Source organism: Marinomonas profundi (assembly GCF_020694005.1).
Lineage (GTDB): Bacteria > Pseudomonadota > Gammaproteobacteria > Pseudomonadales > Marinomonadaceae > Marinomonas > Marinomonas profundi.
The window spans coordinates 224,598-251,540 of the sequence record NZ_CP073013.1; the positions used below are offsets into that span (position 1 = coordinate 224,598).

The 26,943-nt window shown below is 47.0% G+C and carries 15 protein-coding genes; 3 read left to right on the plus strand and 12 right to left on the minus strand.

Annotated features, from left to right (window positions below; all coding sequences use genetic code 11):
• Positions 1-3 precede the first annotated feature (3 nt).
• The 5 genes from J8N69_RS01035 to J8N69_RS01055 form a co-directional block, all read right to left on the minus strand.
• Positions 4-13,227 (minus strand): DUF4347 domain-containing protein, encoded by a 13,224-nt coding sequence (locus J8N69_RS01035; protein WP_168825214.1) that lies wholly within the window; start codon positions 13,225-13,227, stop codon positions 4-6.
• 165 nt (positions 13,228-13,392) lie between these two features.
• Positions 13,393-14,157: a phage tail protein gene (locus J8N69_RS01040; protein ID WP_168825212.1), complete on the minus strand. Its 765-nt coding sequence runs from the start codon at positions 14,155-14,157 to the stop codon at positions 13,393-13,395.
• Positions 14,158-14,194: 37 nt separating this feature from the next.
• Positions 14,195-14,908: an efflux RND transporter periplasmic adaptor subunit gene (locus J8N69_RS01045; protein ID WP_168825210.1), complete on the minus strand. Its 714-nt coding sequence runs from the start codon at positions 14,906-14,908 to the stop codon at positions 14,195-14,197.
• Between the two features lie 3 nt (positions 14,909-14,911).
• A complete protein-coding gene (locus J8N69_RS01050) occupies positions 14,912-16,483 on the minus strand; it encodes a TolC family protein (RefSeq protein ID WP_168825208.1) in 1,572 nt (523 codons plus the stop codon).
• 26 nt (positions 16,484-16,509) lie between these two features.
• A complete protein-coding gene (locus J8N69_RS01055) occupies positions 16,510-17,118 on the minus strand; it encodes an OmpA family protein (protein WP_168825206.1) in 609 nt (202 codons plus the stop codon).
• Between the two features lie 432 nt (positions 17,119-17,550).
• Here J8N69_RS01055 and J8N69_RS01060 point away from each other — a divergent pair, with 432 nt between their 5' ends.
• The gene (locus tag J8N69_RS01060) at positions 17,551-18,795 is read left to right on the plus strand and encodes a multidrug effflux MFS transporter (RefSeq protein WP_168825204.1); all 1,245 of its coding nucleotides are present in this window, start codon (positions 17,551-17,553) and stop codon (positions 18,793-18,795) included.
• Between the two features lie 160 nt (positions 18,796-18,955).
• Here the strand turns inward: J8N69_RS01060 and J8N69_RS01065 are convergent, their stop codons facing one another.
• The 4 genes from J8N69_RS01065 to J8N69_RS01080 all read right to left on the minus strand — a co-directional run bounded on the left by J8N69_RS01065 (position 18,956) and on the right by J8N69_RS01080 (position 22,378).
• On the minus strand, positions 18,956-19,129 hold the full coding sequence (locus tag J8N69_RS01065; RefSeq protein WP_211085012.1) for a type II toxin-antitoxin system PrlF family antitoxin: 174 nt from the start codon (positions 19,127-19,129) through the stop codon (positions 18,956-18,958).
• Between the two features lie 145 nt (positions 19,130-19,274).
• The gene (locus tag J8N69_RS01070) at positions 19,275-19,853 is read right to left on the minus strand and encodes a TetR/AcrR family transcriptional regulator (protein WP_168825200.1); all 579 of its coding nucleotides are present in this window, start codon (positions 19,851-19,853) and stop codon (positions 19,275-19,277) included.
• A gap of 56 nt (positions 19,854-19,909) precedes the next feature.
• Positions 19,910-20,716 carry an ATP-binding protein gene (locus tag J8N69_RS01075; RefSeq protein ID WP_168825198.1) on the minus strand — a complete coding sequence of 269 codons (807 nt, stop codon included), beginning with the start codon at positions 20,714-20,716 and terminating at the stop codon, positions 19,910-19,912.
• Positions 20,717-20,866: 150 nt separating this feature from the next.
• Positions 20,867-22,378 carry a Fic family protein gene (locus J8N69_RS01080; protein ID WP_168825196.1) on the minus strand — a complete coding sequence of 504 codons (1,512 nt, stop codon included), beginning with the start codon at positions 22,376-22,378 and terminating at the stop codon, positions 20,867-20,869.
• A gap of 311 nt (positions 22,379-22,689) precedes the next feature.
• Between J8N69_RS01080 and trpB the strand changes: the two genes are divergently transcribed.
• Positions 22,690-23,949 (plus strand): tryptophan synthase subunit beta, encoded by a 1,260-nt coding sequence (trpB, locus tag J8N69_RS01085; RefSeq protein WP_168825194.1) that lies wholly within the window; start codon positions 22,690-22,692, stop codon positions 23,947-23,949.
• Positions 23,946-24,734, plus strand: coding sequence for a tryptophan synthase subunit alpha (gene trpA, locus J8N69_RS01090; protein ID WP_168825193.1), 789 nt, complete (start codon positions 23,946-23,948; stop codon positions 24,732-24,734). Before trpB ends, trpA begins: the two co-directional genes overlap by 4 nt.
• 564 nt (positions 24,735-25,298) lie before the next feature.
• Here the strand turns inward: trpA and J8N69_RS01095 are convergent.
• The 3 genes from J8N69_RS01095 to J8N69_RS01105 form a co-directional block, all read right to left on the minus strand.
• Entirely contained in the window at positions 25,299-25,871 is a 573-nt protein-coding gene (locus tag J8N69_RS01095) for a fasciclin domain-containing protein (protein WP_168825191.1), read from the minus strand.
• 109 nt (positions 25,872-25,980) lie between these two features.
• Positions 25,981-26,475: a peptide-methionine (R)-S-oxide reductase MsrB gene (gene msrB / locus J8N69_RS01100; RefSeq protein ID WP_168825189.1), complete on the minus strand. Its 495-nt coding sequence runs from the start codon at positions 26,473-26,475 to the stop codon at positions 25,981-25,983.
• Between the two features lie 201 nt (positions 26,476-26,676).
• Positions 26,677-26,886 carry a cold-shock protein gene (locus tag J8N69_RS01105; protein ID WP_012069364.1) on the minus strand — a complete coding sequence of 70 codons (210 nt, stop codon included), beginning with the start codon at positions 26,884-26,886 and terminating at the stop codon, positions 26,677-26,679.
• Positions 26,887-26,943 lie beyond the last annotated feature (57 nt).

Consider the following 26,943-nt stretch of genomic DNA (forward strand, 5'->3'; position numbering starts at 1 on the left):
ACGTTAAGAAGCCAACAGCTTCATTAAGCCGCTCCCATAGTCATCGTATTGTTCTGCAGCGGCCGTTAATTGCTCATCTAACGACATAAAGGCCGCACCATTATCAGAAACCGTATTGGCTGGTGCCGCTTGAAGCGAACTAGGCAAATTCGCCAAATCAACCTCTATTTCCAGCACCCGTACATTACCATCAGCATCCACTGAATTAATTTTCAAGCTAATAACGCCCTGGCCCGCCGGCGGATTCATTGTCACCTCACCGGTTGATGAGTTCACTTCCACCCAATCTGGCAATGCCGTTCCATCCGCCAAGGTCGCACTATATTGAGCAACCGTTGACGCATCCGCTATCGTGATAGACACTCGGTCCACTTGCGAGACAATATTAGCCACCGTTAAACCAGTGGTATTCGTTGGCACACCACCGGCGTCAGTCACTTGTACCTGACCATTTGCGCCAACATTCACTGTCACTCTGGACTCAGAAATAATCACCGTATTGGCATTCGACTGCTCAGCACCATTATTTTCGGACTCGGTTCCTATGTCAAAAAAACCACTAGAGCCTTCTGACGTAACAAGCGTTCCTGATGGCAATGACCCCGTCGTCACCGTTAATTCAGGAGCGCTAAAACCTGTACTCTGGCTAAGAACAGAAGGCGGCACATCAACCGGCGCACTCGATGGCGGTGATACAGGTGCAGATTCCAACGTCAAGGTAACAGGTACCTTAACTTGGCCACCACTGCCATCAGTGGCCACAACTTGCAGAACATTAACCCCTTCAAAACCACCTTGAGGCGTACCAGAAATAGTCCGAGTCGCCGCGTTAAACACTAACCCTGTCGGTAAATTCTCAATACTCCACACCAATTTTGCTGTTTCACCAGCATCAACATCAGTAAATAAATTCGCAGGTAAAGTCACTGGTGTAAAGATCTGCCCCGACGTTCCAGACATATTGGCAACCGTTCCAGTAGCAGTCGGTACGTCATTACTGCCGGTGAGGGTGACAGTTACGTCTTGGGTAGCGGTCGCGCCTTCGTTATCGGTGACTGTGATGGTGAAGATGGCCGTGACCACTTCGCCTTCCCCTAGGAAGTCGAGATCGGTTTCGGCAATGTCATAGGTCCAGTTCACCGTACCATCGTTGGTGTTGCTGCTGACGTTTTCGATGCTGAACGCGCTTTCAATCGCGGTTTGCTGCGCCGTAGTCAACGTCAGTACCGTACTGCCGTCTTGCGCTTTAGCCGTCACCGACTGAGTTGCTTCGGTTGCCACTGGGCGATCCGTTAGATCCACATCAGTAAAGGTCACGCTGCCTGTGTCAATCAGAGTGCTGCCTTCGGTGATGGTCGCTGCAACGTCCACCACTGAGATTACCGGTGCATCGTTGCTGCCGGTGAGGGTCACGGTCACGTCTTGGGTAGCGGTCGCGCCTTCGTCATCGGTGACCGTGATGGTGAAGATGGCCGTGACCACTTCGCCTTCCCCTAGGAAGTCGAGATCCGTTTCTGCAATGTCGTACGTCCAGTTCACAGTGCCATCGTTGGTGTTGCTGCTGACGTTTTCGATGCTGAACGCCTTTTCAATCGCGGTTTGCTGTGCCGTAGTCAACATCAGTACCGTACTGCCGTCTTGCGCTTTAGCCGTCACCGACTGAGTTGCTTCGGTTGCCACTGGGCGATCCGTTAGATCCAGATCAGTAAAGGTCACGCTGCCTGTGTCAATCAGAGTGCTGCCTTCGGTGATGGTCGCTGCAACGTCCACCACTGAGATTACCGGTGCATCGTTGCTGCCCGTTATGGTAAAGCTGACCGTGTCTGTTGCCGTAGCATTTTGGCTGTCTGTCACCGTCACTGTGTAGCTAAAGGTGATGGTTTCATCGACACCAAGAAAGTCCAAGTTAGCGTCCGTCACATCGTATGACCAATCTACAGCGCCCGGTGCTGCGATGCTTGTGCCAGTAACCGAGAAGCCCGCAAGCAGTTTATTAGCCAATGTTGTGTCAATCGTACCGGCAGACCAAGTGATATTATTATTACTTGCAAAGGTCACGTCTATTACGTCAGAAGCATCAACATCCGCAAAACTGACTTCGCCTGTGGTGCTGATATCTTGTGCCGTAGCATCGACCGTTTCAGAAATCTCGGTCGCGTCATCTGAAGCTTGAGTAGGATTATCGTTGGCACCATGAACCGTAATCACCAAGGTTGCCGTATCCGTTAATGCCCCTTTATCTGTCAAGGTGTAGGTAAAGTTATCGGTAATACTGGCGCCTAACGGCAAGCCCTGCACAGCCGCATTGGTGTTATCCACCACATAATGGTAGGAACCATCTGCATTCAGTGTTAACGCGCCATAACGACCGCTCAATGCCTGACCTAGTACGCCACTGTTGCTACCAAAACTCACATCAGAAACCGTTTTCGTATCCGTTCCATCCACATCAGTGTCATTGCTCAGCACATTGCCCGAAGCATTTGAACCCGCAGTGCCATTATCAACACCACCGGCTTCTGTCGCAGAACCCATATCGCTATTGGCAACGGGCGTTTCGTTCAAGTCATTCACGCTTACCGTTACCGCTTGCGTCGTGCTCAAGCTGCCCGAGTTAAAGTTGCCAGCACCATTGTCAGTCGCGATAACGTTAAAGCTGTAGCTCGCTTTAGCTTCATAGTCAGCGGACGCTTTCAGCGTCACCGCACCAGTAGTCGCGTTGATGTTTAACTTATCCGCATCGTCACCTGACAAGCTGTACACCAAGGTACTATTGGCGGCGGTGCCATCGGCGTCTGTTCCTGTTGCTGTGTAGATCACCGTCGACGTTGCCGCGTTTTCATCCACGTTGCCCGTTGTGCCGGAGATAATCACTGGCGTGTTATCGTTAACATCGCTGACGTTTAACGTCACGGCTTGCTCTGTACTGCGCATACCATCAGAGGCAATCACAGTAAAACTGTAAGAAGATTTGGTTTCATAATCTGCCGAAGCAATCAGTTTCACTTCACCAGTACTGCTGTTGATCGTAAAAGCACTGTGATCGTCTGTTGCTTTTAAGCTGTAAGTCACACTGTTATACGCAACGGACGTATCTGCGTCCGTTGCGTATGCATCATATACCACCTGAGTTGTCGCGCTATTTTCTGCAACACTGGCGGTATTTGCAGAGCTAAATACTGGCGCATTGTCATTAACATCTTGAATGGCGATAGTGATGGCGACAGAACTAGAAGCCTGCCCAAGCGCATCCGTTGCAACAATGTTCAGGGTATAAGTTTGCAGTGTTTCATAATCAATGGCCGCGGCACCCGCCGATGTCAGCGTCAACACGCCATTGCTATCAATCGCAAAATAGCCGTTATCATTACCGGATTGAATCACAAATTGACTCACACCATTGGCATCGCTCGCTTTTACTTGACCGATAACCGTGTCTGTTGCCATACCTTCATCAAGGTTAAAACTTTGATCAGCCGTAACAACCGCGGCGGTATTATCAATGGTTAACGTATCGCCAGAAGTAAAGCCAGCCCCGATGGCGTTACTCGCTGCATCCGTAATGCCCGTGCCAGGCGCGTTAAGGTCAAGCCGCAAACTACCATCACCACTGATGTTATTTACGGTAACTTGGTAAGTCGTACCAGAACCGCTTATCGACGTAACCGTGCCAGATGCTCCACCCAATAAACTAAAGTCGCTAATATCAAGGCCTGACACCGCCTCATCAAAAGTCACGGTAAAGGTCGCGCTGTCTGCAGTGGTGAGCGCGGCAGCATCACGATTAATAGCAAGCACGCTTGGACCGGTATTATCTATAGTAACCTGTTGCCCAGTCACACCAGCGCTTATCGCATTACCCGCGGTATCGCTAATGCCTGTGCCAGCAGCATTTAAATTCACTCCCAAAGTACCATCACTACTGACACCATTCACTGTAATGGTATAAACCGAGTCAGACACTTGGGTCACACTGGTGATAGAACCGCCTGCTGCTGTGCCAGTTAAGGTAAAGTCCGCAGCATCGACACCACTGACCGCTTCACTGAATACTGCGGTGAAGGTAACGGCACTGCCGCTTTGTGTCTCTGCACCAGCCCGCACAATCGCCACGCCAGTGGGTGCAGTAGCGTCAATGATAAAGCTTTCACTGTCTCCTGCCGCCAAGGCATTACCCGAGGTATCCGCTATATTGGAGGTATTCAATGTCAGCACATAAACACCACCAGCCGCCGTGATACTGGATAGATCAATGGAGTAAGCACTACCGCTACCCACAACAGAAAGCCCGCTAATATCAACTGTTTCGCTATCTTTGGTTAAGCTAAAGTCACTAATATCAACATTCGTGACTTGCTCACTAAAGTTAATACTGACAGTACCAGCGTTGGGCTGATTAGGAGAGGTTACATCAACAATCGCTACCGTTGGCGCCGTGGTGTCCACCGTGCCAGTGGTAAAGTTATAGCTCGTTGTATCACTGACAGCCGCCACATCATTGTTGGCATCATCTTTTAACGCACCAGCCGTCATTTGAATCGCATACTGATTAGTTGCCATCAAATTATCGCTTGGATTAATGGTCAATACGTTATCTACAATAGATAACTGATCAGCATGACTGGATACATCAATGGTCACACTGTTGGCCCCAGAGCCTGTAATATCATACAGAGTAATAGTCCCAGCACTGCCTAACTGAGCACCCTCATCAAATGTCACCTGAATTGAATCCGCGACCGACACCCCACTAGCATTGTCTGCAGGTACCACCGCACTAATAATAGGTGCAACATCGTCCGTTACTGTGATAGTAAAGGCTTTCTCAAAGGTGGCATCACCGTCATTCACTTGCACGCGAATATTGTAAGTTCCTGCTGGCACATCCGCACGGCTTGTGGCACGTAAATCTGTGCCACTGATATTGAACTTGCCGTTGTCCGTATCTCCCGTACCGGACACCAAAGAATAAGTGAAGCTTCCACTGGTATCCGCATCGGTAGCAGAGAAGCTGCCGACAACAATATTACTGGAACCTTCTGAATGAACGTAATTCGAATCACTTAACGCAATATCGCTTGGTGCATCGTTAATAGAGGTACTCACCACTGTGGTCGTGCTGTTAATGGTGTCAGTCGTGCCGTCATTCACGGTAATGGTAAAAGTCGTGGTTTCAGTCGAGTCCACCGCCACACGGTTATCTGCTGGATCAAATACCAAGGCACGCAACGCCGTCTGAGCCGAGACTAAAGTGGTTGATGCTAAGGTATAAGAGCCACTGCCTGCATCGGTAAAACCAGATGCCGTCAACGAAGCGGCGGTAAACACCCCTTTAGCTGCGGTGTCCAAGGCCACCGTAATAGACACATCATCCCCATCTGCATCTGCTAAGGCGATATTGCTGAAAGGTGAAAGTGTTGCGGTATCGTTCACCGCTTGATCAGATTGTACATCAGCGATGGCTGGGGCTTGATTAGCAAGTGCAGGATCTTCAACTGAAAATGCATTAAAGTAGTGCCAAAGCTCTGCATTTGGACCAGAAGAATACTGAGAAAGGGAGCTTGGCGTAATTTCGACCCTATCAACATTTTCAAATATTGATGCGCTAAGCTCTGTTGAGGTGAGCTGTGAAATATATGTTGGATCGTCATTAGGCTGAATGGTTATACTGCCTGTTGTTACTCCATTTCTATAGCCAATAATGGTTAACTTGGCATCATCTCCAGTCAATCCATAGTTGTTAAAAATATTTACACCGCTAAACTTAAACTCGCTGCCATCCGTTGATTTGACGACGAGATACGACCTTGGAGTACCATCGCCGCCAAAGGCAGTTGCTAACTGGGCATTTGTTACAGTTGCGCGCTCTCCGTTATATATTTCTGGTTCAAAATCACTATCTTCATTCTGATACAAACCTATATTGTCCGCCTTGATATCCGATAAAGCAGAATTGGCATAAAAGATCTCAAAATTCTGACCGGTAATATTTACCGAGTTTTGCTCACCATCCGTTAACTCTGCTCCGAGGTCATACCATTGCCCTGCGGTTCCGGTTGGTTTGATTGTTCCTGTAGCTAAAACCTCTTCATAACTTTCAATCTGAATTGTACTTGCTTCGACATTGAATGCACTTTCCAACTCCCAATCCCCACCCAGCACTGCAGAACCAGTCAGGTCATCCGATGCGGCGATATCTGCGCTGGTGATTTGGGCAAGTTGGTTGATAAAGTCTTGTCCTGTGTCACCTTGAGCAACATTACAGCCGTAGAGTAATATGTCGCCCGTTTCACTGAAGGCATTCCCCCAGGCAGCAAAGCTGGCTGTATTTTGATTAAGTTCTTCGGCAGAGATGGTTTCGGCACCTAGATAGATCTCGCCTACTCCACCGTGGGAAAGTATATGCAAGGCATCTAAGCCACTGTAATTGGCAAGAATCTCACCGATTTGCTCCGTTGCTGAACGAGAGCCGTCTAGCAACCAGATGTCGGCATTGGGGTTAGAGGCTTTGGTCAAATCAACCAAACCCGAGACACGAGAATCAACAATGACCACTTCGGTGGCACCATCAACCGATTGCTCAAACAAGGTACCTTCGCGGTTTAAATCGACTATGGCATCGAGCTGTTCTTGAGTGAGTGCGCCTTCGTTCAACAAGGTACCTGCTATGGTGTAGCTGTCGCCAGACGTGAATTCAGCGGTCGAAGCTTGGCTTAGCGCATCGTCTGCAGAACCGGTAAAGCTCAAGCCTACGGTTTGGCCAATAGTGCCGTTGACACCGCCGACCGTCACTTTAAATACTTTACCATCGGCGCTGGAAACGCTGGTAATACCGGTATTTGTGGCGTTACCCGTCACGGCAAAATCGCCCACCGCCACGCCAGAAACCGTTTCACTAAAGACCACGGTAAACACCACATCGGTAGCAGTATCTGCGGCCACTTGATTGACCATACCACGGCTAATGCTGGTGACCGTCGGCAAGGTATTGTCGATAGTGTAACTTTCATCTGTGCTTGGTTCGCTACCAGCAAAGCTATTGCCTGCTGTATCCGTGATATTTTGACCCGCTTTAAAATTCAAACCAAGGGCGCCATCACCCGTGATACTACCAACCGTCACGGTATAAGAAGAACCAGAGCCCGAAACGGCTGAAATCGTACCAGTCACATCGCCAGAGAGTTCAAAATCCTCTATGCTGATATTGGCAACCGCTTCGCTAAAGGTCACATCAAAGGTGACAGTATCCGCCGTGCTGAGGGCGGTATTGGTGGTGATAATCGCCGTCGCACTAGGCGCGGTGTTATCGATCGTGTATTGCTCAGTCACAGCACTGGCAGTAGTCGCCGTTAAGGCATTACCCGCTGCGTCATTCACCGTTGCGACAGATTTAAGCTGTACGCCCAAGTTGCCATCACCGATTACGCCAGCAACAGTAATCACAAAACCATTGTCCGTGCCTGTCACACTGCTAATGCTTGCGCCATTGGCAGCGGCACCTGTTAACTCAAAATCATCCGCTGAAAGACCCGTCACATTTTCGCTAAATACCGCGATAAACTGCACCGAGTCAGCGTTCGTGGCTGCGTTATCGACGCGGTTAATCGAAATCAGGGTCGGTGCCACGGTATCAACCAGATAAACTTCATCATCGCTTGGCTCAGCTGTTGCCAAGGTATTGCCCGCTAGATCCTTCACACCATGACTAGACGCAAGATTCAAACCGAGTGAACCCACGCCAGAAACGCCAGTCACATTCACAGTGATCGTATTTGTACCAGAGCCGCTAATCGAACCAATCGTACCCGCTGCCGATCCTGTTAACGCCAGTGCGAAGTCCGCCGCAGTGGCATTAACCGCTTCGTTAAAGGTCAAGGTAAACGTAGTCGTTGAGCCAGTAATCACATTGTCATCGGCGCGCTGAATCGACAAGAAAGTCGGGGCTACGGTATCGGTGACACCAGTAGTAAAATTCAGTGTGGTATTGTCACTGATGCCTACATAGGCATTGCCTGCAACATCGCGCACTGCCGTGCTACTTATTTGGATAGCATAAGTGGTGGCCTCATCCAGATCGGAGGTTGGATCCAGCGTGAGTGTGTTATCAGAGAGGGTTAAGTTGCTGCCATTTAATACATTAAAGGTTTCCACTGTAGCGCCCGTGCTGGCATTTACTAAAGTTATCGTGTCATAGCCTTTGACAATGTCTTCATCGAAAGTCAGTGTAATATCGCCATTCGTCGCGACTTGCACAGCATTATCTGATGGCGCAGAGCTGGATAGCGTCGGCGCAGTGGTATCTATTGAAACCGTTAAACCAGCGGAAGCCGAGCCGACATTGCCTGCCGCATCCGTCGCTTTGGCAGTTAACGTGTGACTACCAGCCGTTAATGTTGAGCTGGTAATGCTCCAATTGCCAGAGCCGTCTGCCGTGGTAGACCCCAACTCAGTCGTGCCATTCGTGTCGTACAGTTTAACGGTGGCATTGGCTTCCGACGTGCCTGTAATCGTCGGTGTGGTTTTATTGGTAATATTATCGGTACTGGAAACGCCAGAGTCGGAAGCCACAGACAAGTCCGGCGCTGAGGTGGCATCCGGTGCGGTGGTATCAATCACAATGTCTTTATTAGCACCAAGGGAATGTGCTGCACCCGGTGTGGCTAAGGTCAATAGCGCATCATTATCAGCCGCGTTTTTAATCGTGCCGCCGTTTAATGACAAGGCGGTCGTATTGGCATAATCCAGATCTAAGCTGCTATCACCTGCTTGAACGGTATAACTGAAAGTTAATGTATCTGTGCCAGAACCAGAAACATAGTTAACCACGCGATCCACTGCGCCGGTTTCTAAGGTCAATTGCGGTGTACCGCTTACCGTAACGGCTTCATCAAAAGACACGGCAATGCTAATCGTATCGCCTGCTTTATAACTGCCATTGGCGGTCGCCGCGCTGACAGCAGAAATACTCGCTAGTTTTGGCCCAGTTAATAAGAAGTCATTACCCGTACCGCCATCATAGGCCGCGCTTAGCTCAACATTATTAAAGGTTGAGGTTCCTGAACTTAAATTCGAAAAAGTGCTGGATATCGCATCGCTGTTATCGTTGCTGATCAACTCAAATGCCTCGGCCGTCGCTCCTGCTGGCACCACATAATCACCCGAAAGCGATAAAGTCGAATTATTAAGAAGATCAACCGTGCCGGTTACCGCGATTTTATCGTAGTCACTGGCACTATTAATGGTCGCTGATAGCGCTCCATTCAGTAGCACATCACCATTAATGGTCAATGTTCCAGTATTGGCCGCCGTACCCGCCGATAAGGTGCCCGTAGCATTCACCGTTACCGCGCTGTTGATCGTACCTGTACCTTCAAGCGTGCCTGCGTTGACCGTTACGGCTCCTGCCCCAGATCCATTCAGAGTATCCGTGACCGTTAAAGTACCGCCATTAATGGTGGTTGAACCTGTGTAGGTGTTGGTACCTGAAAGGATCAAACTACCCTCACCAGCAGAAGATTTCGTCAGGCTACCGGCACCACTGATCGCACCAGATAACGTCGCTGCGACACCCGTATCAACACTCACCACGCCACCGTTGGATAACAACGAAATCGCGTTATCAATATTGGCGCCATTTCCTGTTACCGATAAGGTGCCAGAGTTTAACGTGAGCGCACCAGAGCCAAGATTTGAATCACTACTAATAGACAAGCCGCCAGCTAATACGGCCGTACTACCAGAGTAGGTATTACTAGCTGACAAGGTCAGAGTGCCACTGCCTAACTTAGTCAAAGCAAGGGCTTCAGAACCTTCCGAGATCACCCCGGAAAAGGTAGTCGACGCATTGTTACCGCCGACTATTAAGGTACCACCATTACCAACAATACTGCCCGCACCCGCAATCGATCCAACTGCTTCATAACTAAAACTGTCTAATTCAAAGGTCGCACCAGACGCCACTGTCAATGCACTACTGTCGGCAATCGCACTACCGCCAGAGGCCACTAAGGTGCCCGCAGACACATTAGTGGAACCGGTATAGGTATTGGCACCTGATAAGGTCAGCGTACCTGCACCGACTTTATTGATACCATAGGTACCGATCGACGAGATCACACCTGAAAAAGTGGTACTACTGGCATTACCGACTGTTAAACTATAACCAAGTGATACCGAACCCACGCCCGCCAACGAACCTATGGTCTCATTGCCCAGTAACAGACTTAAACTTGCTCCGCTGTTCACTGTCACCGCACTGTCATCGCCAATAGAGCTGCCGCCAGAAACCGCCAGCGTGCCAGCAGTAACGGTAACATTACCTGTGTGGGTATTTTCTTCTGCGGATAGCTTCATTGTGCCTGCACCGGCTTTCGTCAACGCGCCATCGCCAGAAATTATCCCATTCAGAGTGACATCTGTGCTATTCGAAATCGTTGCATCTGCACTGACTGTGATGTTGTTACCAACGGTTCCAGCATCGCTGAAGGCAAGTGTCCCACCTACTAAGGTCACAGCTCCGTAACCCAAGCCATCAGTCGATGCCTTAGCGTTAAGTGTACCGTTATTGATTTGTACACCACCCTCAAAGGAATCGTAGTTAGCAGATAGAGTCATACTTCCGCCACCCGCTTTAATCAACTTCCCATCACCGGCTATCTGGCCAGAAAGCGTGAGGTGCCCACTACCCGTCTGATTAAAAGTGGCGCCACCCGTTTCAATCGCAAAATTGTTATCTACGGTAAGTACATTATTGACCGTAATAAAGTTGGCACCACCCCTTAAGATGACGTCGTCACCACCAAGGTTGGCATCACTGGAAATAGACAAGGTGCCGCCCGTCACCTCGGTCGTGCCACTGTAAGAATTGCTACTACTTGATAACGTCAGCTTGCCGTCACCGGTTTTAGCTAAACTGCCATCCCCAGCCAAGGTACTGGCAATGGTGGTTGTGTCCCCAGCACCGTTAATAATTGACAAACCGCCACTTAGAGTTAAGGTACCGTTGCTGATAGACAAATTCGTCATTGAATCAGTGTCAAAGGTAACGCCTGAAGCTATGATCAAAGTGGCGTTGTTTAAATCCACTGTCGCTCCCGATGACAAATTAAACTCTACTGTACTATTGGTCGATGCGTAATGCAGTGCCTCAGCCAACGACAAGCCACCGCCATCAGCTAAATCTGCAGCGTAAGACCCATCAATGCTTGAATCACTACCTGTATTAGCACCCGTCGTCGTCACTAAAGCATCATCAGTAACCATAATGTTAATGTCTTCGGTTTTATCAAGCCCTCCTGCATCCGTTGCAACTACCGTAATAGTATAAGTACCGGCCGACAAACCAGAAGGCGTCGTAGCGCGCAACATGTTGGTTGCGACTAAGGTATTCGCATCTGTTGCAAAATTAAACAAGGAGCCGTCATTTGTCTGCGTTACACTGTTTAAAGTAATGGACTGAATGCTGTACTTCCAGGAACTATCGTCTACATCGGTCGCGCTCACTGTGGCGACAGTGGCATTCGCACTATCAAGGGTACTAATTGAACCAGTAGTCGGTGACACTGCCGAAGGGGCATCGTTAACCGCTGTAATATCAATATTGACGGTGGAAATACTAGAGTCAGTCGTGCCATCATTCGCCTTGATGGATAGTGTAGCGGCATTATCGCCACTGGCGTTGCTAGCGCCTGTATACTGAACGTTTGAGGTGGTATCTAAATAGCTATTAATATCGGCCGAAGAGCCAGAAAGTGTCAATGCTCCCGTGCCAGAACCGCTCACTGTCACGTTACCACTAGAAGAAGCGGCTAATGTGCCCGCCGATGCGGTCAAGGTGACCGTAAGATTATCTCCATCGCTGTCGGCAAAGGTCACACCAGACAAATTCACATTAGAAGCGGTATCTTCAGTGACGGTAATATCGGCAGGTGCGCCAGTAACTGTGGGGGCATTGTTGACAGGAATCGCTTTGACATCGGTAATAATCAGATCTTGAAACAAACCATAGTTTTCTGAAGTAAAGACTATCTCGGTAATATCATCAAAGTCTGTTAGACCACTGTAAGCCTGAAAAGCATCCGTTCCGCCAAGTGAAAAATCCTTTTGTTGCGTACCAGAAACGCCATATTTAATGTAATAAATAGATAACTCACCTGTCCTTAATTGGGCCTCAAACCCAGTCAAGTCAAAGGTATAGCCCTCTTCCACTTTAATAGAAAAGTCTAATCCAGAATAATTATTACGATCAGTCAGGGCGTAGACGCCAGGACCAATACCCCCATTAACGACTTCATACACAGAAGCACCGTCCGTCTGAATATCGAGATAGCTAGCAGAGGTATTTGTTAAAGTGGAACCTGCCGCAAACGTAAATTCGGCGCCACTTATCGTACGTGTAAATGAATTATTGATATTTGCACTGCCATCCTCTGAAGAATCTTCTACAAATGTTATGGTCTCTAAAGTATGTCCATAATTATCGGCCAGCCCAATACCCAGATCCGCTGCAGCAATAACACCAGTTTGTTTTTCTAGTACCCAGTCCCCACCTAATACAGTCGCGCCAGTTATATCATCCGACGCCGCCACGTCCGCTTGCGTGGCTTGGGCTAAGGCACTGATAAAGTCTTGCCCTTCACCACTGGCGACTTCACAACCATAGAGCAATAAATCGCCTTCTTCGTTCAAGGCTGCGCCTAGTTGAGCTAAATCAGCAGAACGTGTGTTGACGGTAATATTATCTAAACTAAATCCCCCTAAGTTGACCTGTGCTTCTGCACCATGGCTAATGATATGAATCGCATCGTAGTCACTGTTATTTCCGGCCCATTGTGCCATTTGCGCGAGGCCGTCTTGAGTGGAATCCAGTAAGACGATTTCGACTCCTGCGTTAATGCCATCGATTAACGTTTGGTAATCCGCCAAGTTGTCTTCAATAAAAACCACTTCTTTTTTGCCGTTATTCTGAGCAGGATCAACGGCTCGCACTTCCGTAGGTGCCACCACCAAAGAGGCATCGGCATCCTGTGTGGCACTATCCGTTTGTGAGGCATCGTTATGAAGCTGAGAGTCGGTGAATACGTCCACCGCCGTCACTACCGCCGCACCATCCAATAGCAGTCGAGGTTCCAGCGCCGAGATAAGCGGCTTACGTGCCTGCTTTTTACTGACTGGCTTCCTGTTCGTCAATGCGCTCTTAACTGACTGCTTGGAATAATGCTTTTTCATGACCAAAACCTCTAAGGGTAAATGTTTCAGTCACCATTCAATGACGACTGAAACATGTTCTATCTAATATATTTTATATAAGTTCGTATCTAAGTGTGTTCTATTTACATGTTAAATGACCAAAAACGGCTTTAGTCAAATAAATAAAGCCGTTTTAAACAAATCTTAATTAGGGTTCACCGGATAAATCCCTTGTACTGCGATGCAATAGGTTAATGCGATTCTAGGCCCCAATAGTGGAAATGCCTGGCTGCCTCCCGTAGCCCCTACCGCAACCGTACCGCCACTGCCCGCGCCGCCCGTCACATTTAATGTCACTGGGCCAGTCGCCGTACCTGTCACAGCACCTGCCGGACCAATATTAAGATCTGCCGTGGTACCTGGGTCTGCATAAATCTTAGCGGCAGGTCCACTTGCAATACCAAGTACCGAATTATTCGATGGCGTAGAGGATGAAGTTGCGGCTGCCGCTGCAATTTTGGCAGAACCTGTCACCGGTAAAGTCACTATTCCCGACGCCGTGCCACCGCCAGAGCTACCACCACTTGGCGTGAATGTCGCAGAGTGGTTATGAGTAGGCATTTGCATCTGATTGAGTGTGTAGGTCTCTGAACCGATTTTTGCCCCAAGCGGGTAAGCAGACAAACTAGAACCTTGACCTTTACCAATAACCGTCCTACTACGCAGATCTGGCAACTGAAAAGTACCATTAGCCTGAGAGCCCCCATAAGTAACACCAAGCAGCGAATATAACGCTTGGTATTGACTAAAATGAAGCGATGCACCATTAGCTTCAAGATAACCATCAGGGCAGTAGTTAATTGCCATAGCACAAACACTGCCGATATAAGGTTCATCAGAACAAGCATAAGCTGCTTGCCCCCAAAATGCTGAGCCAAATAAAGCCGCGGCTAGTAAGGTTTTTTTCATGATCAACGCTCCTTTTCCCTGTTTATAAAACACATCATCAAAAAATTGCCAACACACTCATGCCCGGCAAAATGCTAGCGGGGACGTTTTTTATAGTAGCTCGTATTTGTACTGTTTGGCTGGTTGGATCCACACTAGGGCTAATATGGCTAACAAGTGCTTGTAGCGTATGTTGTGTTTCTTCTGCCTGTAGCTGCAGTTTTTTACCCACTTTTAGCCAAGCCATCCATTCGGCTGGCACGATGATATCGGCTTCCAATTGCGTGCGACCCACTATTTTCATAAGCGCTTGCTGTTGCTGCACCACTTCAAAACGATGAATATCAAGCTGCTCCACCGCACCATCAAACGGTGCTTTAATATCACAACGCTCCACATTGAGTTGAGCGATGCGCTGCTCGGCGGCAATTTTTTGCAATTCAGACTCGGCAATCGCTACCTCAAGAGTACCGATGGAGCGAAGCTGGTTGAGCTGTTTGGAGTTCTCCAAACGTATTTGCGCCACTTTCACTTCGGCACCGACTTTTTCATGTTGGGCCTCAAACAAGCGACAATCCAACGCCACTAGGGTGTCGCCTTGTTGAAAGGATTCGCCCATTTTTTTGGGCAGCGCTATGACTCGAGCCGCCAATTCACTGGACAAAGTCGCTTGATGCGTCGCCACAAGAAGACCGCGCGCATTGTGCGTCTCTGCCATAAGCTGACCAGCAAACAGCATGGTCACGGCAACAACACCCGCCTGACGCCACATGCTTTATTCCTCTTGCTCTGTGGTTTCTTTCGCCAAATAGGCCGATTGCATCTGTTCTTCACTAACGGTTTCAACTTGTCCTTGTGACCAACGCTCAAACATGCTGTCGAAGGCGCTGGCTAATTCCGCTAACGTCATGCCGCCAAAACCATTTGGCAGTGGGTCTAAGCCCATAGACACGAGGATTTTACCAAAGCTATTTTGCAAATCTGCGTACGCCACATCACGACGTAACTCCGCTAACAAGGTATTCAGTTCTTCACGAATAACAGGCAATTCCCCCACGCTTTGTGTCGCTTGGCTGGATTGAATTTGCTCTTGAATGCGGTTGGCAACATCCAAATAGTCGATCGCAAAATCGTAGGATTGATGCGCTTCTGAGTATTCAATATTGGCGATGTGTACCTGAGACACCACCGCCATAGATACCGCTAAAGCTTGCTGCTTGGTCGCTGCCATTTTTAACGTATTAAGTTGTTCAATTTTTCCATAACGGAACACATTCATTAGGTTCCAGTTCACCCCAAGCCCTGCACTTGTCCAGTCGTTATTTCTCAAATAGTCAGAACCGTCGTAATACAAACCGGCATTCAAACTCAGGTTGGGAAACAGCGTTAAAAAGGTAGAGCTGACTTCTTCCTTGGTAATACGCTCTTGATACTGAGCTTCCATTAATTCAGGACGACGAACCAAAGCGGTTCGTTCCATGGTGTCTATGTCCAGATTCATTTCTGGCACCATAAAATCGGGCGCATTGACATCCGCCAACTCAAAACTCTCTGCTGGATTTAGCCCCATCAAGGTCGCTAACTCCGCTTTTGCTGGCGTCAAATCTTTGCGTAAGTCTTGTAGCGTGCGTAGGGATTCCAACAGTGCGCGTTGATATGTCAGGGCGTCCATTGGCGACTGAGCACGCATTTGCTCAATGCGCACAGAGTCTGCTAACGCGGCGCGAGACTTGATGATTAAAGGGTCGATTTTGGCCAATAAACGTTCAGCAGACACCGCGCGGTAATAGGCATTACGCGCCTGTTGCATGATGGTATGAACCACTTTGCGCTCGCGCTCTTTAGAGATCAGGAAACGGTCAGCCTGTTGCTTGGCTCGAAAATACGACAAACCAAAATCCAGCACATCCCATGTGGCACCCACACTGCCAGTAAAGCTACTTTTGTCTGAGGAAACAGAGTAGTCTCCTAACTCAGCAGGCTCATCATCGACAAAACGAGCCGAAGCTGACGCCCCGTAATTATTTCGGTAAGCGTACCCAGCCCGTGCTGCAAGCTCTGGCAACATGTCAAACTGATCGACGGCCAACTGCCCCTGTGACACAACCGCTTCAAACGCCTTTAAACGTGCATCACGGTTGTGTTTTATAGTACGAGCAAAGGCTTCGTTTAGGTCAATAGGCTGAGTGATGGGGGCGAAATCTTCGGCTAATAACGCCCTGTTTTCTACTGCGTTTGCCATGACATCATTATCACTCAAACGTGAGGGAGAAACGGAACAGCCCGCCACCGCGGCAGCGGTTAGAACGGCCAGTAAAGTCTTAGCAAACACAGGGCGAACTGCCATGATATCTCCTTAACGGATCGGTTAAATTAGTATGCTTGAGCCATAGTGTCTGGATGCGTGAACGCAAATTCAACACGGCGATTGGGCGCGTATTGCTCAATTAAGTCATCTCTTGAAAGTATTTGATCAGCGGCTAACTCAGCAACAATGAAGTCGTTTTCGCCATGGGCTTTTAGGCTTATTTGTGAACTTGATACGCCCACCATCAATAAGCGCTCGCGAACATAAGCGGCACGTTGATAAGACAAGGCCCGATTGTAATCTTCTCGGCCTACTGGGTCCGTGAAACCATGCAAGGTCAATCGCGCCTCAGGGTACATGATCAAAAAAGCCACGGCTTCACTGAGCTCAAGATGAGTTGTTTTGGCGCTATCAAAGTCAAACAAAACAGGCGTAATACTTGGTGGCACAATGGCGGGTACAGAAACATCATCAGATGACGACGTATTTTGTTGGGGTATCGTCAGCGCTTTGCCTTTAGACCCTTGTTCGGACTGAACAGCACAACGGGTATAACGATCATCGCAATCTAACGGTGCGGCAGTAGATTGAGGCGCTGTATTAACGCACCCAGATACAAAAGCCGCGACAGCAATGGCAAACACAGCTCGGTAAAGCAATACACTAGTGATCATAAAAATAGCCTAAGACGTGTGTGATTTTAAATGGATAAACCAGTATCAAAGCGGCCATAAAAAGACATAAACGAACGTGGGGGAAAACACTTCGAATCAAATAAGAATAGAACGATAAAAATCCTGTCTATCAGACCCATACTCAGCATCCTTAGTTACGACAACGAGCAATCAACTGTTTATACAATTAATACGTAATAATCGTATAGCGCTAGAAAGAAAAGTGCAATAAAGATGTACGCGAACATACAATTACCCGTATAAATACGAGCGTCTTTGACGCGCCTCTTATCAATCAGCGATTAAAGAGTTCCTTATTTTATGCACACATCTGTAAACCGAGTTCTATAAAGCCTGAGTATAATACTCGACTATTATTTGGGGCGAGCTTGCTTGCACCATCACAACGTCATATTTTCTTGGGAATGTCATATGGAAAATGCACACAACGACACCTCTTCGTCTGGTATGGGGCCGAAGGAGTTCACCCTCTTAGTGGCTTTGTTAATGTCGATCACGGCCATTTCTATTGATGCCTTGCTGCCCGCATTGGGCATTATTGGTAACGAGCTTGGCGCGGTCACCGCAAACCAACCGCAATTACTGATTAGCATGCTGTTTTTAGGCTTAGCCATGGGGCAGCTCATTTGCGGCCCCTTATCCGATGCGTTAGGCCGTCGCCCTGTTTTATTCAGTGGTTTTGCGCTCTATTTGGTTGGCACCGTGGTTTGCTATCAAGCCGACAGTTTAGAACTGCTTATGCTGGGTCGATTTATTCAAGGCTTGGGTGTCGCTGGCCCTTATATTTCCGCTATTTCTTTGGTGCGTGATTTATACCACGGCGCACAAATGGCCCGCATCATGTCATTGGTGATGATGATTTTCGTCTTGGTGCCTGCCATTGCACCGACTCTTGGGCAAGCTATTATGTTTGTGGACGATTGGCGCGGTATTTTCGAGCTGTATCTGGTTTATGCGGTTTGCCTGATGGTTTGGATTGGCTGGCGTTTAAAAGAAACCCTACCCAAATCGAACCGTATCCCCTTCACCAAAACAGGCTTTTACGAAGGCTTTAAAGAGGTGGTAACCAATCGAATTACCGCCAGTTACACCATTTGTATGGGGCTATTCTTCGGCAGTTTTATTGGCTACTTGAACTCTTCTCAGCAAATATTCCAAGTGCAATTTGAAACAGGCAATTTATTTGCTTTTTACTTTGGTGTATTGGCGTTAGTACTGGGCTTCTCATCCTTGATTAACTCACGCATTGTCGAAAAACACGGTGCGAAATACATCGCTTTTCGTGCGATTTGTGTCGTCGTCATCGCCTCTATTATCTTCTTTTCCATGCATGCTTTTGTGACGATTAGCTTGTGGATGTTCTTGGCATACGCCTCGGTTTTATTCTTCTGTTTTGGTTTGTTGTTCGGCAACGTCAACTCTCTTGCCATGGAACCTATGGGACATGTGGCTGGCATTGCCTCGGCGGTTATTGGGTCGGTGTCGTCTATCATGTCCATGAGCATAGGCACGGTGATCGGTCAAATGTATAACAATACCTTAATGCCGATCTCGGGTGGCTTTGTCATCATGGGCACCTTGGCATTATGTTTGATGTACTGGGCAGAAAAAGGACGCGTAGAAGAAGTAATGGAAGAGCCAAGCGCGGCGGTTTAGTTAGGGAAATTCCGTGTCGTGGCCTTTATGGTCTTGTGTAAATCGTGGCTTTAACACGACAAAATGTATCTTTTGTCGTGCTTATGATATTGCTCGGCGAACAAAGGGTGGGCATAGAGTGTCCAGCCATTAACGACAATAGGAAGATTATCAGACAAGCTTATTCATCCTCATCAGACAAGGGCGCATCCAAATCTATCTCAACATCCACAATAAGGCTTTGCACAGTATTGCGCATACTTACTGTCAGTTGCTGTAGATTTTCTGGATGCTGCGGCATTCCATTCGCTAAAAAAGACAAAAACTTATTCATCACAGGATCGTATTTTTTCACAAAAAATCTCCACAATAAATCTCCACAATAAATCTCCACAATATATTGTAAACATAGACCCATATAACTAAGATTCATGCAAAGCCATATCGTACATCCAATGATGCCGTTCCATCAAAGCGTCCATCTAAGTAAAACCGAACACTTAACGGCCTAGAAATGAACCGTCTTTCATTAGACCATCAAGCTGATGCACCAACTCCGCCCTGTCCATCATCGGCTGATTCATTAACGCGGGCGTTAAAAGCGCTTCTCTACTAATCGCCTTTAAAGCAAAAAAATTCATCGGCGAGACGGAGAACTTGGCAATCCATGCCTGTAAAGTCGATTCTAAAACGGCTTCAAACTCAGCAAACAAAGCAAAGGTCGATGGTGCCATTTTATGTTGCTCGCCTAGTAAAATGCGATACACGGCAAGGTGCTCTGGCTTATTAATCCACTCTTCCCATAGCACGATCCACCCAGAAATCAGCGTGATGTCTTTTTTTACCTGCAGTGTATCTAGACGCGTTTGCATTGTGTCTTGCGCTTGCTCGATCAAGGCAGTTAACACGTTTTCCCATAACACTAATTTGGCCGGGAAGTTACTGTACACCGTCGGTTTAGATACGGCCGCCGCCAATACAACTTGATCAATACTAGTGCTTTGATAACCTTGTTCAGTAAACAAACCCGATGCCACTGTTACTATGTGGGCTTTTTTACTAGGTCTTCCTCTTGCCATAACGTCCTCTGATTAAAATAGCGAAAGGGATCGAATCCCTTTATTCTTCAGCCTCTTTATTGCTGAACCTCTGCGTAAAATTTTTGCTTTGGGCTAGTCGGTTTGTCAGGAAGAGTGAGTCGTAATTTCCCTGCTTCTATCAGTGGGCTTAAAATCGATTTTCTGAAGTGGTCTCTATTTTTGAAGCCCAGGTGCTCTTGAATTTCTGCTCGAGTTTTCGGTATCTGACAAAAGATAAGCACCTGACTCTCTACAGACTCCACTTGCGCGGTAGCTTGCGCGGTAGCTTGCGCGGTAGCTTGCATGGTGCTTGATTGAGATTCAATGAAACCTTCAGCAAAAGGCATAACGACTCGAATGAAGTTGGGGCTAAAATGATAGATGCTATGCGGATAGGCATTCAGTATTCGATTAATGCCCGACCCCATTTGCTCAACAATATCTAAATCCCGAAATATACGCATCAGTTCTTTATTTTGCGGCACAGAGTAGCCCATAAAAAATTCTTCTTGCGTAAAACCAGTAGGAATGGAGCCTGCCGAAGTGATCTCTAGACGATCTGAGAATAGCTCAAATTTAGGCGGGACTTCTCGACTAAAATCATTATGAACAATGGCATTAATGACAGCTTCACGTAAAGCAATTGGCTCTAGCATTTTTTGCTCTAACCGATCTTTGATTTTTAATTGCTGCAAATCAACATCATCAACCCCCACTAACTCACCATCATCGGCAACACCGATAATAATGACACCGCCATCACGACTGTTCAAAAAGGCAACAACCTCTCTTTCAAGCTTGTCGGTAAGTTGACGCTTCAACTCTAGATGTTGGTCTTCACTTCTATAACCACTGAATTTCATCGTTAATACACCTCCTGCAATAGCAGCACCAACCACACCTAAAAAGCAATCGGTAACAAATTAAAGTTGCATATGGCGTTTCTATCCCTACCATTCGAGTCTGATCCCTTGAGAATATTAGTCTTACTCTGCCTTTTAGTCTTACAACAACTACAATAAAGAAGCCAAAAATCGGCTAAAAGGCAAAATATCTTGTTGGCTACTGGCCGCTTCCAATGCCTCCATGTAATCGGTACGTCTTTCCACTGGAATCACTGTCCAAGGGTATCCGCCAGAAGCCATCATTAGATTCATGATGAATCTCCCCATACGACCATTACCATCAAAATAAGGGTGGATATACACAAACATAAAGTGACCTAGCACAACTCTAACGGCGGGATTTTCTTCTTCAGTCAATAAATCAAATAAAGTGGGCATCATGTCCCGAAGCGCCTCTCGACTAGGAGGAGTATGCATAGACTGACGAATATAAACTGGACCGGTTCGATATCCGGCTAAGTCTGTTTGTTTTATGATGCCAGCCGCGACACTAGGACCAAATAAAGCCAAGTACCAATCGCTATGAGTTTGCTCTAATACTTGACCTGAATTCTCACCTTTGATTACTGATCTAAGCGCTTTTTTAACTTCTTGAAAGGCGTCCCAGTAACCTTTGGCAGCCATGGCATCCAGATGTTTTTTATCCTCATCAGAGGCATCAGCTTGCCAATTACCTGATCGCACCAACTCAATCAGCTCCCTAGTCACTCGATAACCCTCAATGGACAATGAATGATAGGCATCGGTCACATAGCTGTCTTCCACTGCTGCCATGTAAAGATCGATATCAATCAATGGATTTTTAGACTTAGGAAAGGTTTCTATGATGACGGTTCGCATTTGCGCCCACATCAAACGTATACGATTAACATAAGGGGAAACATCACGGCGTCCAAAACTAATGTTGGCTTTCTCCGCAAAGGGGTCCACTTCCTGCACAATTAAATCTGCCGCTCGCATGCCTTTTAATATGTTGTCAGCTATTAGATCTCGACCAATATTTCTAAAAGCACCCACTAACCTTCCTGCTATCACACTGTGATTGCCTTTCAACAGAACAGACAATATCTCTGATGCATCGGTCACCATGGATAAAGCCGTACGCATTTGAATTGGCGATTTTACATATTCGTTGGCCGAAACATACACAAGTGCAGATGATAAGCTGTATAGATTAAGTCTATCTAAGTTCACAATATATTCAGTATCTGGCAGGTTTAACCTGACATCAAAAATAGACGTATTGAAAAGAAGCTTGGTTGGTTTATTGCTACTTTTAGGTGAGCGCACAAGTAATTGCGGTGGCACCCGCCTATCACCAATGTGTAGACTTATTGATTGCTCTGACGATAAACACCACTGAGTACCAAAGCGTTTGGATAGATAAACCGCGCAGAAATCCCAAAATGATGTATACCATGCAGTACTATCGCCCGCTTTTTCATCTGGCATACAAGGTATGTACCAACCCCGAATCACTTCTCGAATAAAGCCATGTTTCATCAAGCGTTCACGATGCAAGCGACTCAGTTGATTAAACTCAATAGCCACCACACCGCCTTTTTGTAGCCATGCCAATTGCTCAAGTGAATCTGCTAATTTTTGCGATACAGGGTTCATGAGATAAATCCAATACATTATTTAATAATCAAAGCTCAATAATCAAAGCTGAAATATCATTCTATACCATTTATAGGTCTTAGTGTTATATGATCTATAGGTTTTAATGTCATACCATTTATAGTTTTTGCCGTCAAACTATTTATAGGTTTTAGTGTTCTACTCGATTTTCATATTTTCCAGTCTAACGGTTAAATAAAGTTAACCAAGTAAAAAACCAAAACACTTGACGAATGCTTATGATCGCATTAAATTAACTAAACGGTATAGTTCATTTAATAGAAAGAAAATAGCAATTTTAGGAGCAAGTCATGCAAAGCGAGAACGGTTTCTACGGGCAATACGGCGGTAGCTATATTCCTGAAATCCTTTATTCGAGCCAACAGCAAATTCTACATGCGTTCGAAGAAGCCAAAAACGATCCTGAGTTTCTCGCTGAGCTGAATAAACAATGGCAGCAATTTTCTGGCCGCCCAACGCCTCTGACTTTTTGCGCGAATTTGACCGAACACTTTGGCGGCGCGCAAATTTACCTAAAGCGTGAAGATTTAAACCACAGTGGTGCGCACAAGATGAACAACGTGATTGGCCAAGGGTTATTGGTCAAGCGCATGGGCAAAAAGCGCGTCATTGCGGAAACCGGTGCCGGACAACACGGCATTGCGACCGCACTTGTCGCAGCGCGTTTAGGGCTTGAATGCACTATTTATATGGGTGCCAAAGACATTGAACGCCAATACCCGAACGTATTTTGGATGAAACAACTTGGTGCCACCGTCGTACCTGTTACCACAGGCGCGCAAACCCTACGCGATGCCCTAGACGAAGCGCTACGTGACTGGTCTTCTAGCCACGAAGAAAGCCATTATTTGATCGGCACTTCTTGTGGCTGTGCGCCCTTCCCTGAAATGGTGGCGTATTTCCAGTCTGTGATTGGTAATGAAGTGCGTGAGCAAAGTGTGGCGCAATTCGGACAATTCCCAGACCGCCTATACGCTTGCGTTGGCGGTGGCTCGAACGCTTGCGGTTTATTCTTGCCTTTCCTCGATGACAAAGAAGTGGAAATGGTCGGTGTGGAAGCAGGCGGCAAAGGTTTAGAACTTGGCGAGCATTCTATTCGCCTATCTCATAACCTTGGTCAGCCAGGTATTGCGCAAGGCTTTGCGACTATGTTCTTACAAGATGACGCTGGGCAGTTGCAAGAAACCCACTCTATTGCTGCGGGTTTAGATTATGTTGGCGTTTCTCCGATCATCGCTCATTTGGCGGAAATTGGTCGCATCAAAATGACCTACGCCATGGACGATGAAGTCATTGCCGCTTGTACTCTTCTACTAAAAAAAGAAGGCATTATTCCCGCTCTAGAATCGTCCCATGCCTTGGCGGGTGCCTTTAAAGACGCGCCAAACTTGCCAAAAGATTCTAAGATCGTCATCAACCTTTCTGGTCGTGGCGACAAAGACATCTTTAACGTAGCGAAAGCGGTACAAGATGAAACCTTCCCGCAATTCTTAACCGATTACCTTGCTTCTTATCCAACCACTCAAGAGAACAAAGGGGAAAAAGCATGAGCCAGTTAGCGACCTTTATTGAAGAAAAACGCCTGCAAAAGCCTATTTTGTCGATGACACACGTGGTGTATGGCTACCCTAGCGTGGAAGAAAGCTTGAGCTGGATGGAAAGACTGATGCAGGAAGGCGTCGATTTTATCGAAGTGCAATTTCCTTTTTCTGATCCAGTGGCTGATGGTCCAAGCATTGTTGCCGCATGCCACAAGGCATTGGAACAAAAGCTCGACGTGGAAACCTGCTTATCGCAACTGGGAAAACTCGCCAAAAACTTTCCCGACAGCCGCATTGTGTTAATGAGCTACCTCAACCCCATGTATCGTTTTGGGTTGGACAAACTGGCTAAACGCGCAGCAGAGGAAAACATTCTCGGGCTAATCCTTCCAGATCTGCCGATTGAACAAGCTGCGACCTACCAAGCAGCCTGTAAAGCCAATAACATCGATCCGGTTTGGTTAGTGACACCCGTCACACCACCAGAGCGTTTAGCCATGCTCGCCAGTCAAGCCAGTGGCTTCTTGTATTGTGTCGCTCGTTCTGGCGTTACAGGGCATTCTGTCCATGAAAAAGGCAAAGCCAAGCAGACTTCACTTGATGAGTATTTAGCGCAAATCAAACAACACGCCAGCGCACCGATGGGCGTAGGCTTTGGTTTACGCGAACGCGCGCAAATTGAACAACTTATTGGCAAAGCCGACATCGCTATTCTAGGGTCTGCACTCTTGGATGCGTATAACCAAGGCGGACAAGAAGCGGGGATCAAATTGATAAAAGACTTATTTCACTAAGCGACCCATTTCTAAATAGTTTTGTAGGCCTGATGAGGGAAGTACGACCGTGATCAGGCGTATGACGTTATTTTAGCCTACAATTATTGGTTTTTTGTAGGTCGTGGCTTCAGCCCGACAAGACGTGATTTGTCGTAATGCGTTTTTTGTCGGCATGCTTTTTTCAGGATAAATCGCGACCTACAAGACCGTCGGAAGTCGTTTAGCCTACAATTAGTTGATTTATATGGTTTTTGCAGGTCGTGGCTTCAGCCCGACAAGACGCGATTTGTCGTAATGCGTTTTTTGTCGGCATGCTTTTTTTCTCTCGTTCCCACGCTCCTGCGTGGTAATGCACGGCTTCTATCCATCCAACGCCGGATAACGATCGTGCCTCCCTCATCCGGCCTACCTACAGTGGGAACACACCGTGCTCGTCACACCAACAGGGTATGAAGTACTGACCTTACGAAACGAAGAAACCTGCATCTAAAGGGGATTAGATACAGGTTTCTTCGTTTCGCCAGCCAATCTTGTTGCTTTAGATATCTGGCTTTTTACCTGGCTCTACACTATCGCGCGGCCTTATTGTTTAGGCAAAAGCACCGCATCAACAACGTGAATCACGCCATTAGATTGCTTAACATCGGCTATGGTGACATGTGCAACGCGGCCATTTTCATCTTCCAACATGATCTTATCGCCCATATAAGTGGCCATTAAAGTACAACCGCCAATGGTTGGTACTGGATGTTTGCCCATATCGTCGTCAATCATAGTTTTGATCGCAGCAGATAACGCATCGGCTTTGACAACGTGACAAGCAAGCACTTTGGTTAGAGCGGCTTTATTTTCTGGTTTTAAAAGGTTGGCCACCGCACCTTCTGGCAATTTATCAAACGCGGCATTGGTTGGAGCAAATACCGTAAAAGGACCTGGAGCTTGTAGCGTTTCTACCAAACCCGCCGCCTTTACCGCGGCAACGAGCGTGGTGTGATCTTTAGAATTTACCGCATTTTCTATGATATTTTTGCTCGCATACATCGGAGCGCCGCCGACCATTGGATTGGTATTTTCATCCGCACTCTTCATACCACCAGCTGAACAGCCAGCAAGCGTCACGATGGTCGCAGCAGAAACAAGACTTAATAATTTCATTGTTTTTCTCCAGTCTAATTATCCATAACAATTCGCCATGGTTATAAAGAGATACGCGGTGAACTTAAAAAAAGTTTCATTCTTTTAAAAAAACCATGAATATAAAAAATTAGGTGGCTTGAAACACCAAAGAAACACCATTCAAGCAATGGCGCAACCCCGTTGGTTCTGGGCCATCATCAAAGATATGCCCAAGATGACTACCACAACGGCGACAATGCACTTCCGTACGCGTCACAAAGAAACCATTGTCTTCTTTTGTTCCGATGGCATCAGGCAAACTCTCATAAAAACTAGGCCAACCCGTTCCACTCTCGTATTTAGTGCGGCTAGAATATAAGGGAAGCTCGCAACCCTTACAGAGATAAACACCCTCTCGCTTTTCATTTAACAAGGGGCTCGAACCTGCCCGTTCTGTCTTTTCTTCCCTCATCACTTGGTATTCAAAATCTGTTAACCTTGCTTGCCATTGCTTCTTAGTACGGATTATTTCAAAACTTGCGGTTGAGCCAGAAACCAGCGCCATGGCTGAAGCAGGTGAATTAAACACCTTAGCCACCCCAACCGCACAAGCGGCTTGAATAAAAAAATGTCGACGATTCATATATTACTCCCGATAAAATGACGCTTTGAATATCATAGCGATACCCTTAACGCCTATAGAGAAGTACGTGATAAAAGCAGAAAAAGTTTCGTAAAAGAGTCACTTTATTTTAGACAAAATATCAAAGTCACTTTATTTTAGACATAAAAAAAGGGTAAGTTCCGAGGAACTTACCCTTTTTCAAATATTCTTAGTAGCTAATTAAAGTACTGTAATATTTTCTGCTTGAGGACCTTTTTGGCCAGCAGTCACAACGAATTCAACTTGCTGGCCTTCAGCCAATGTTTTGAATCCAGAGCTAGCGATAGCGCTAAAATGTGCGAACACATCTGGGCCAGACTCTTGCTCGATGAAACCAAAACCTTTAATTTCGTTGAACCACTTAACGGTTCCTTTTACTGTATTAGACATAAATATTTACCTGAAGTTTAGATGGTCTTTTTGGGACCGAGTTTTGCAAAAAAATAG

Bases quoted from the DNA above. Each gene is read 5' to 3' on its own strand.
- J8N69_RS01045 (WP_168825210.1), bottom strand. From the start codon at position 14,908: ATGTGGCGTCAGGCGGGTGTTGTTGCCGTGACCATGCTGTTTGCTGGT.
- J8N69_RS01080 (WP_168825196.1), bottom strand. From the start codon at position 22,378: ATGAACCCTGTATCGCAAAAATTAGCAGATTCACTTGAGCAATTGGCA.
- J8N69_RS01040 (WP_168825212.1), bottom strand. From the start codon at position 14,157: ATGAAAAAAACCTTACTAGCCGCGGCTTTATTTGGCTCAGCATTTTGG.
- J8N69_RS01055 (WP_168825206.1), bottom strand. From the start codon at position 17,118: ATGATCACTAGTGTATTGCTTTACCGAGCTGTGTTTGCCATTGCTGTC.
- trpA (WP_168825193.1), top strand. From the start codon at position 23,946: ATGAGCCAGTTAGCGACCTTTATTGAAGAAAAACGCCTGCAAAAGCCT.
- J8N69_RS01060 (WP_168825204.1), top strand. From the start codon at position 17,551: ATGGAAAATGCACACAACGACACCTCTTCGTCTGGTATGGGGCCGAAG.
- J8N69_RS01070 (WP_168825200.1), bottom strand. From the start codon at position 19,853: ATGGCAAGAGGAAGACCTAGTAAAAAAGCCCACATAGTAACAGTGGCA.
- J8N69_RS01105 (WP_012069364.1), bottom strand. From the start codon at position 26,886: ATGTCTAATACAGTAAAAGGAACCGTTAAGTGGTTCAACGAAATTAAA.
- J8N69_RS01095 (WP_168825191.1), bottom strand. From the start codon at position 25,871: ATGAAATTATTAAGTCTTGTTTCTGCTGCGACCATCGTGACGCTTGCT.
- msrB (WP_168825189.1), bottom strand. From the start codon at position 26,475: ATGAATCGTCGACATTTTTTTATTCAAGCCGCTTGTGCGGTTGGGGTG.
- trpB (WP_168825194.1), top strand. From the start codon at position 22,690: ATGCAAAGCGAGAACGGTTTCTACGGGCAATACGGCGGTAGCTATATT.
- J8N69_RS01035 (WP_168825214.1), bottom strand. From the start codon at position 13,227: ATGAAAAAGCATTATTCCAAGCAGTCAGTTAAGAGCGCATTGACGAAC.
- J8N69_RS01050 (WP_168825208.1), bottom strand. From the start codon at position 16,483: ATGGCAGTTCGCCCTGTGTTTGCTAAGACTTTACTGGCCGTTCTAACC.
- J8N69_RS01075 (WP_168825198.1), bottom strand. From the start codon at position 20,716: ATGAAATTCAGTGGTTATAGAAGTGAAGACCAACATCTAGAGTTGAAG.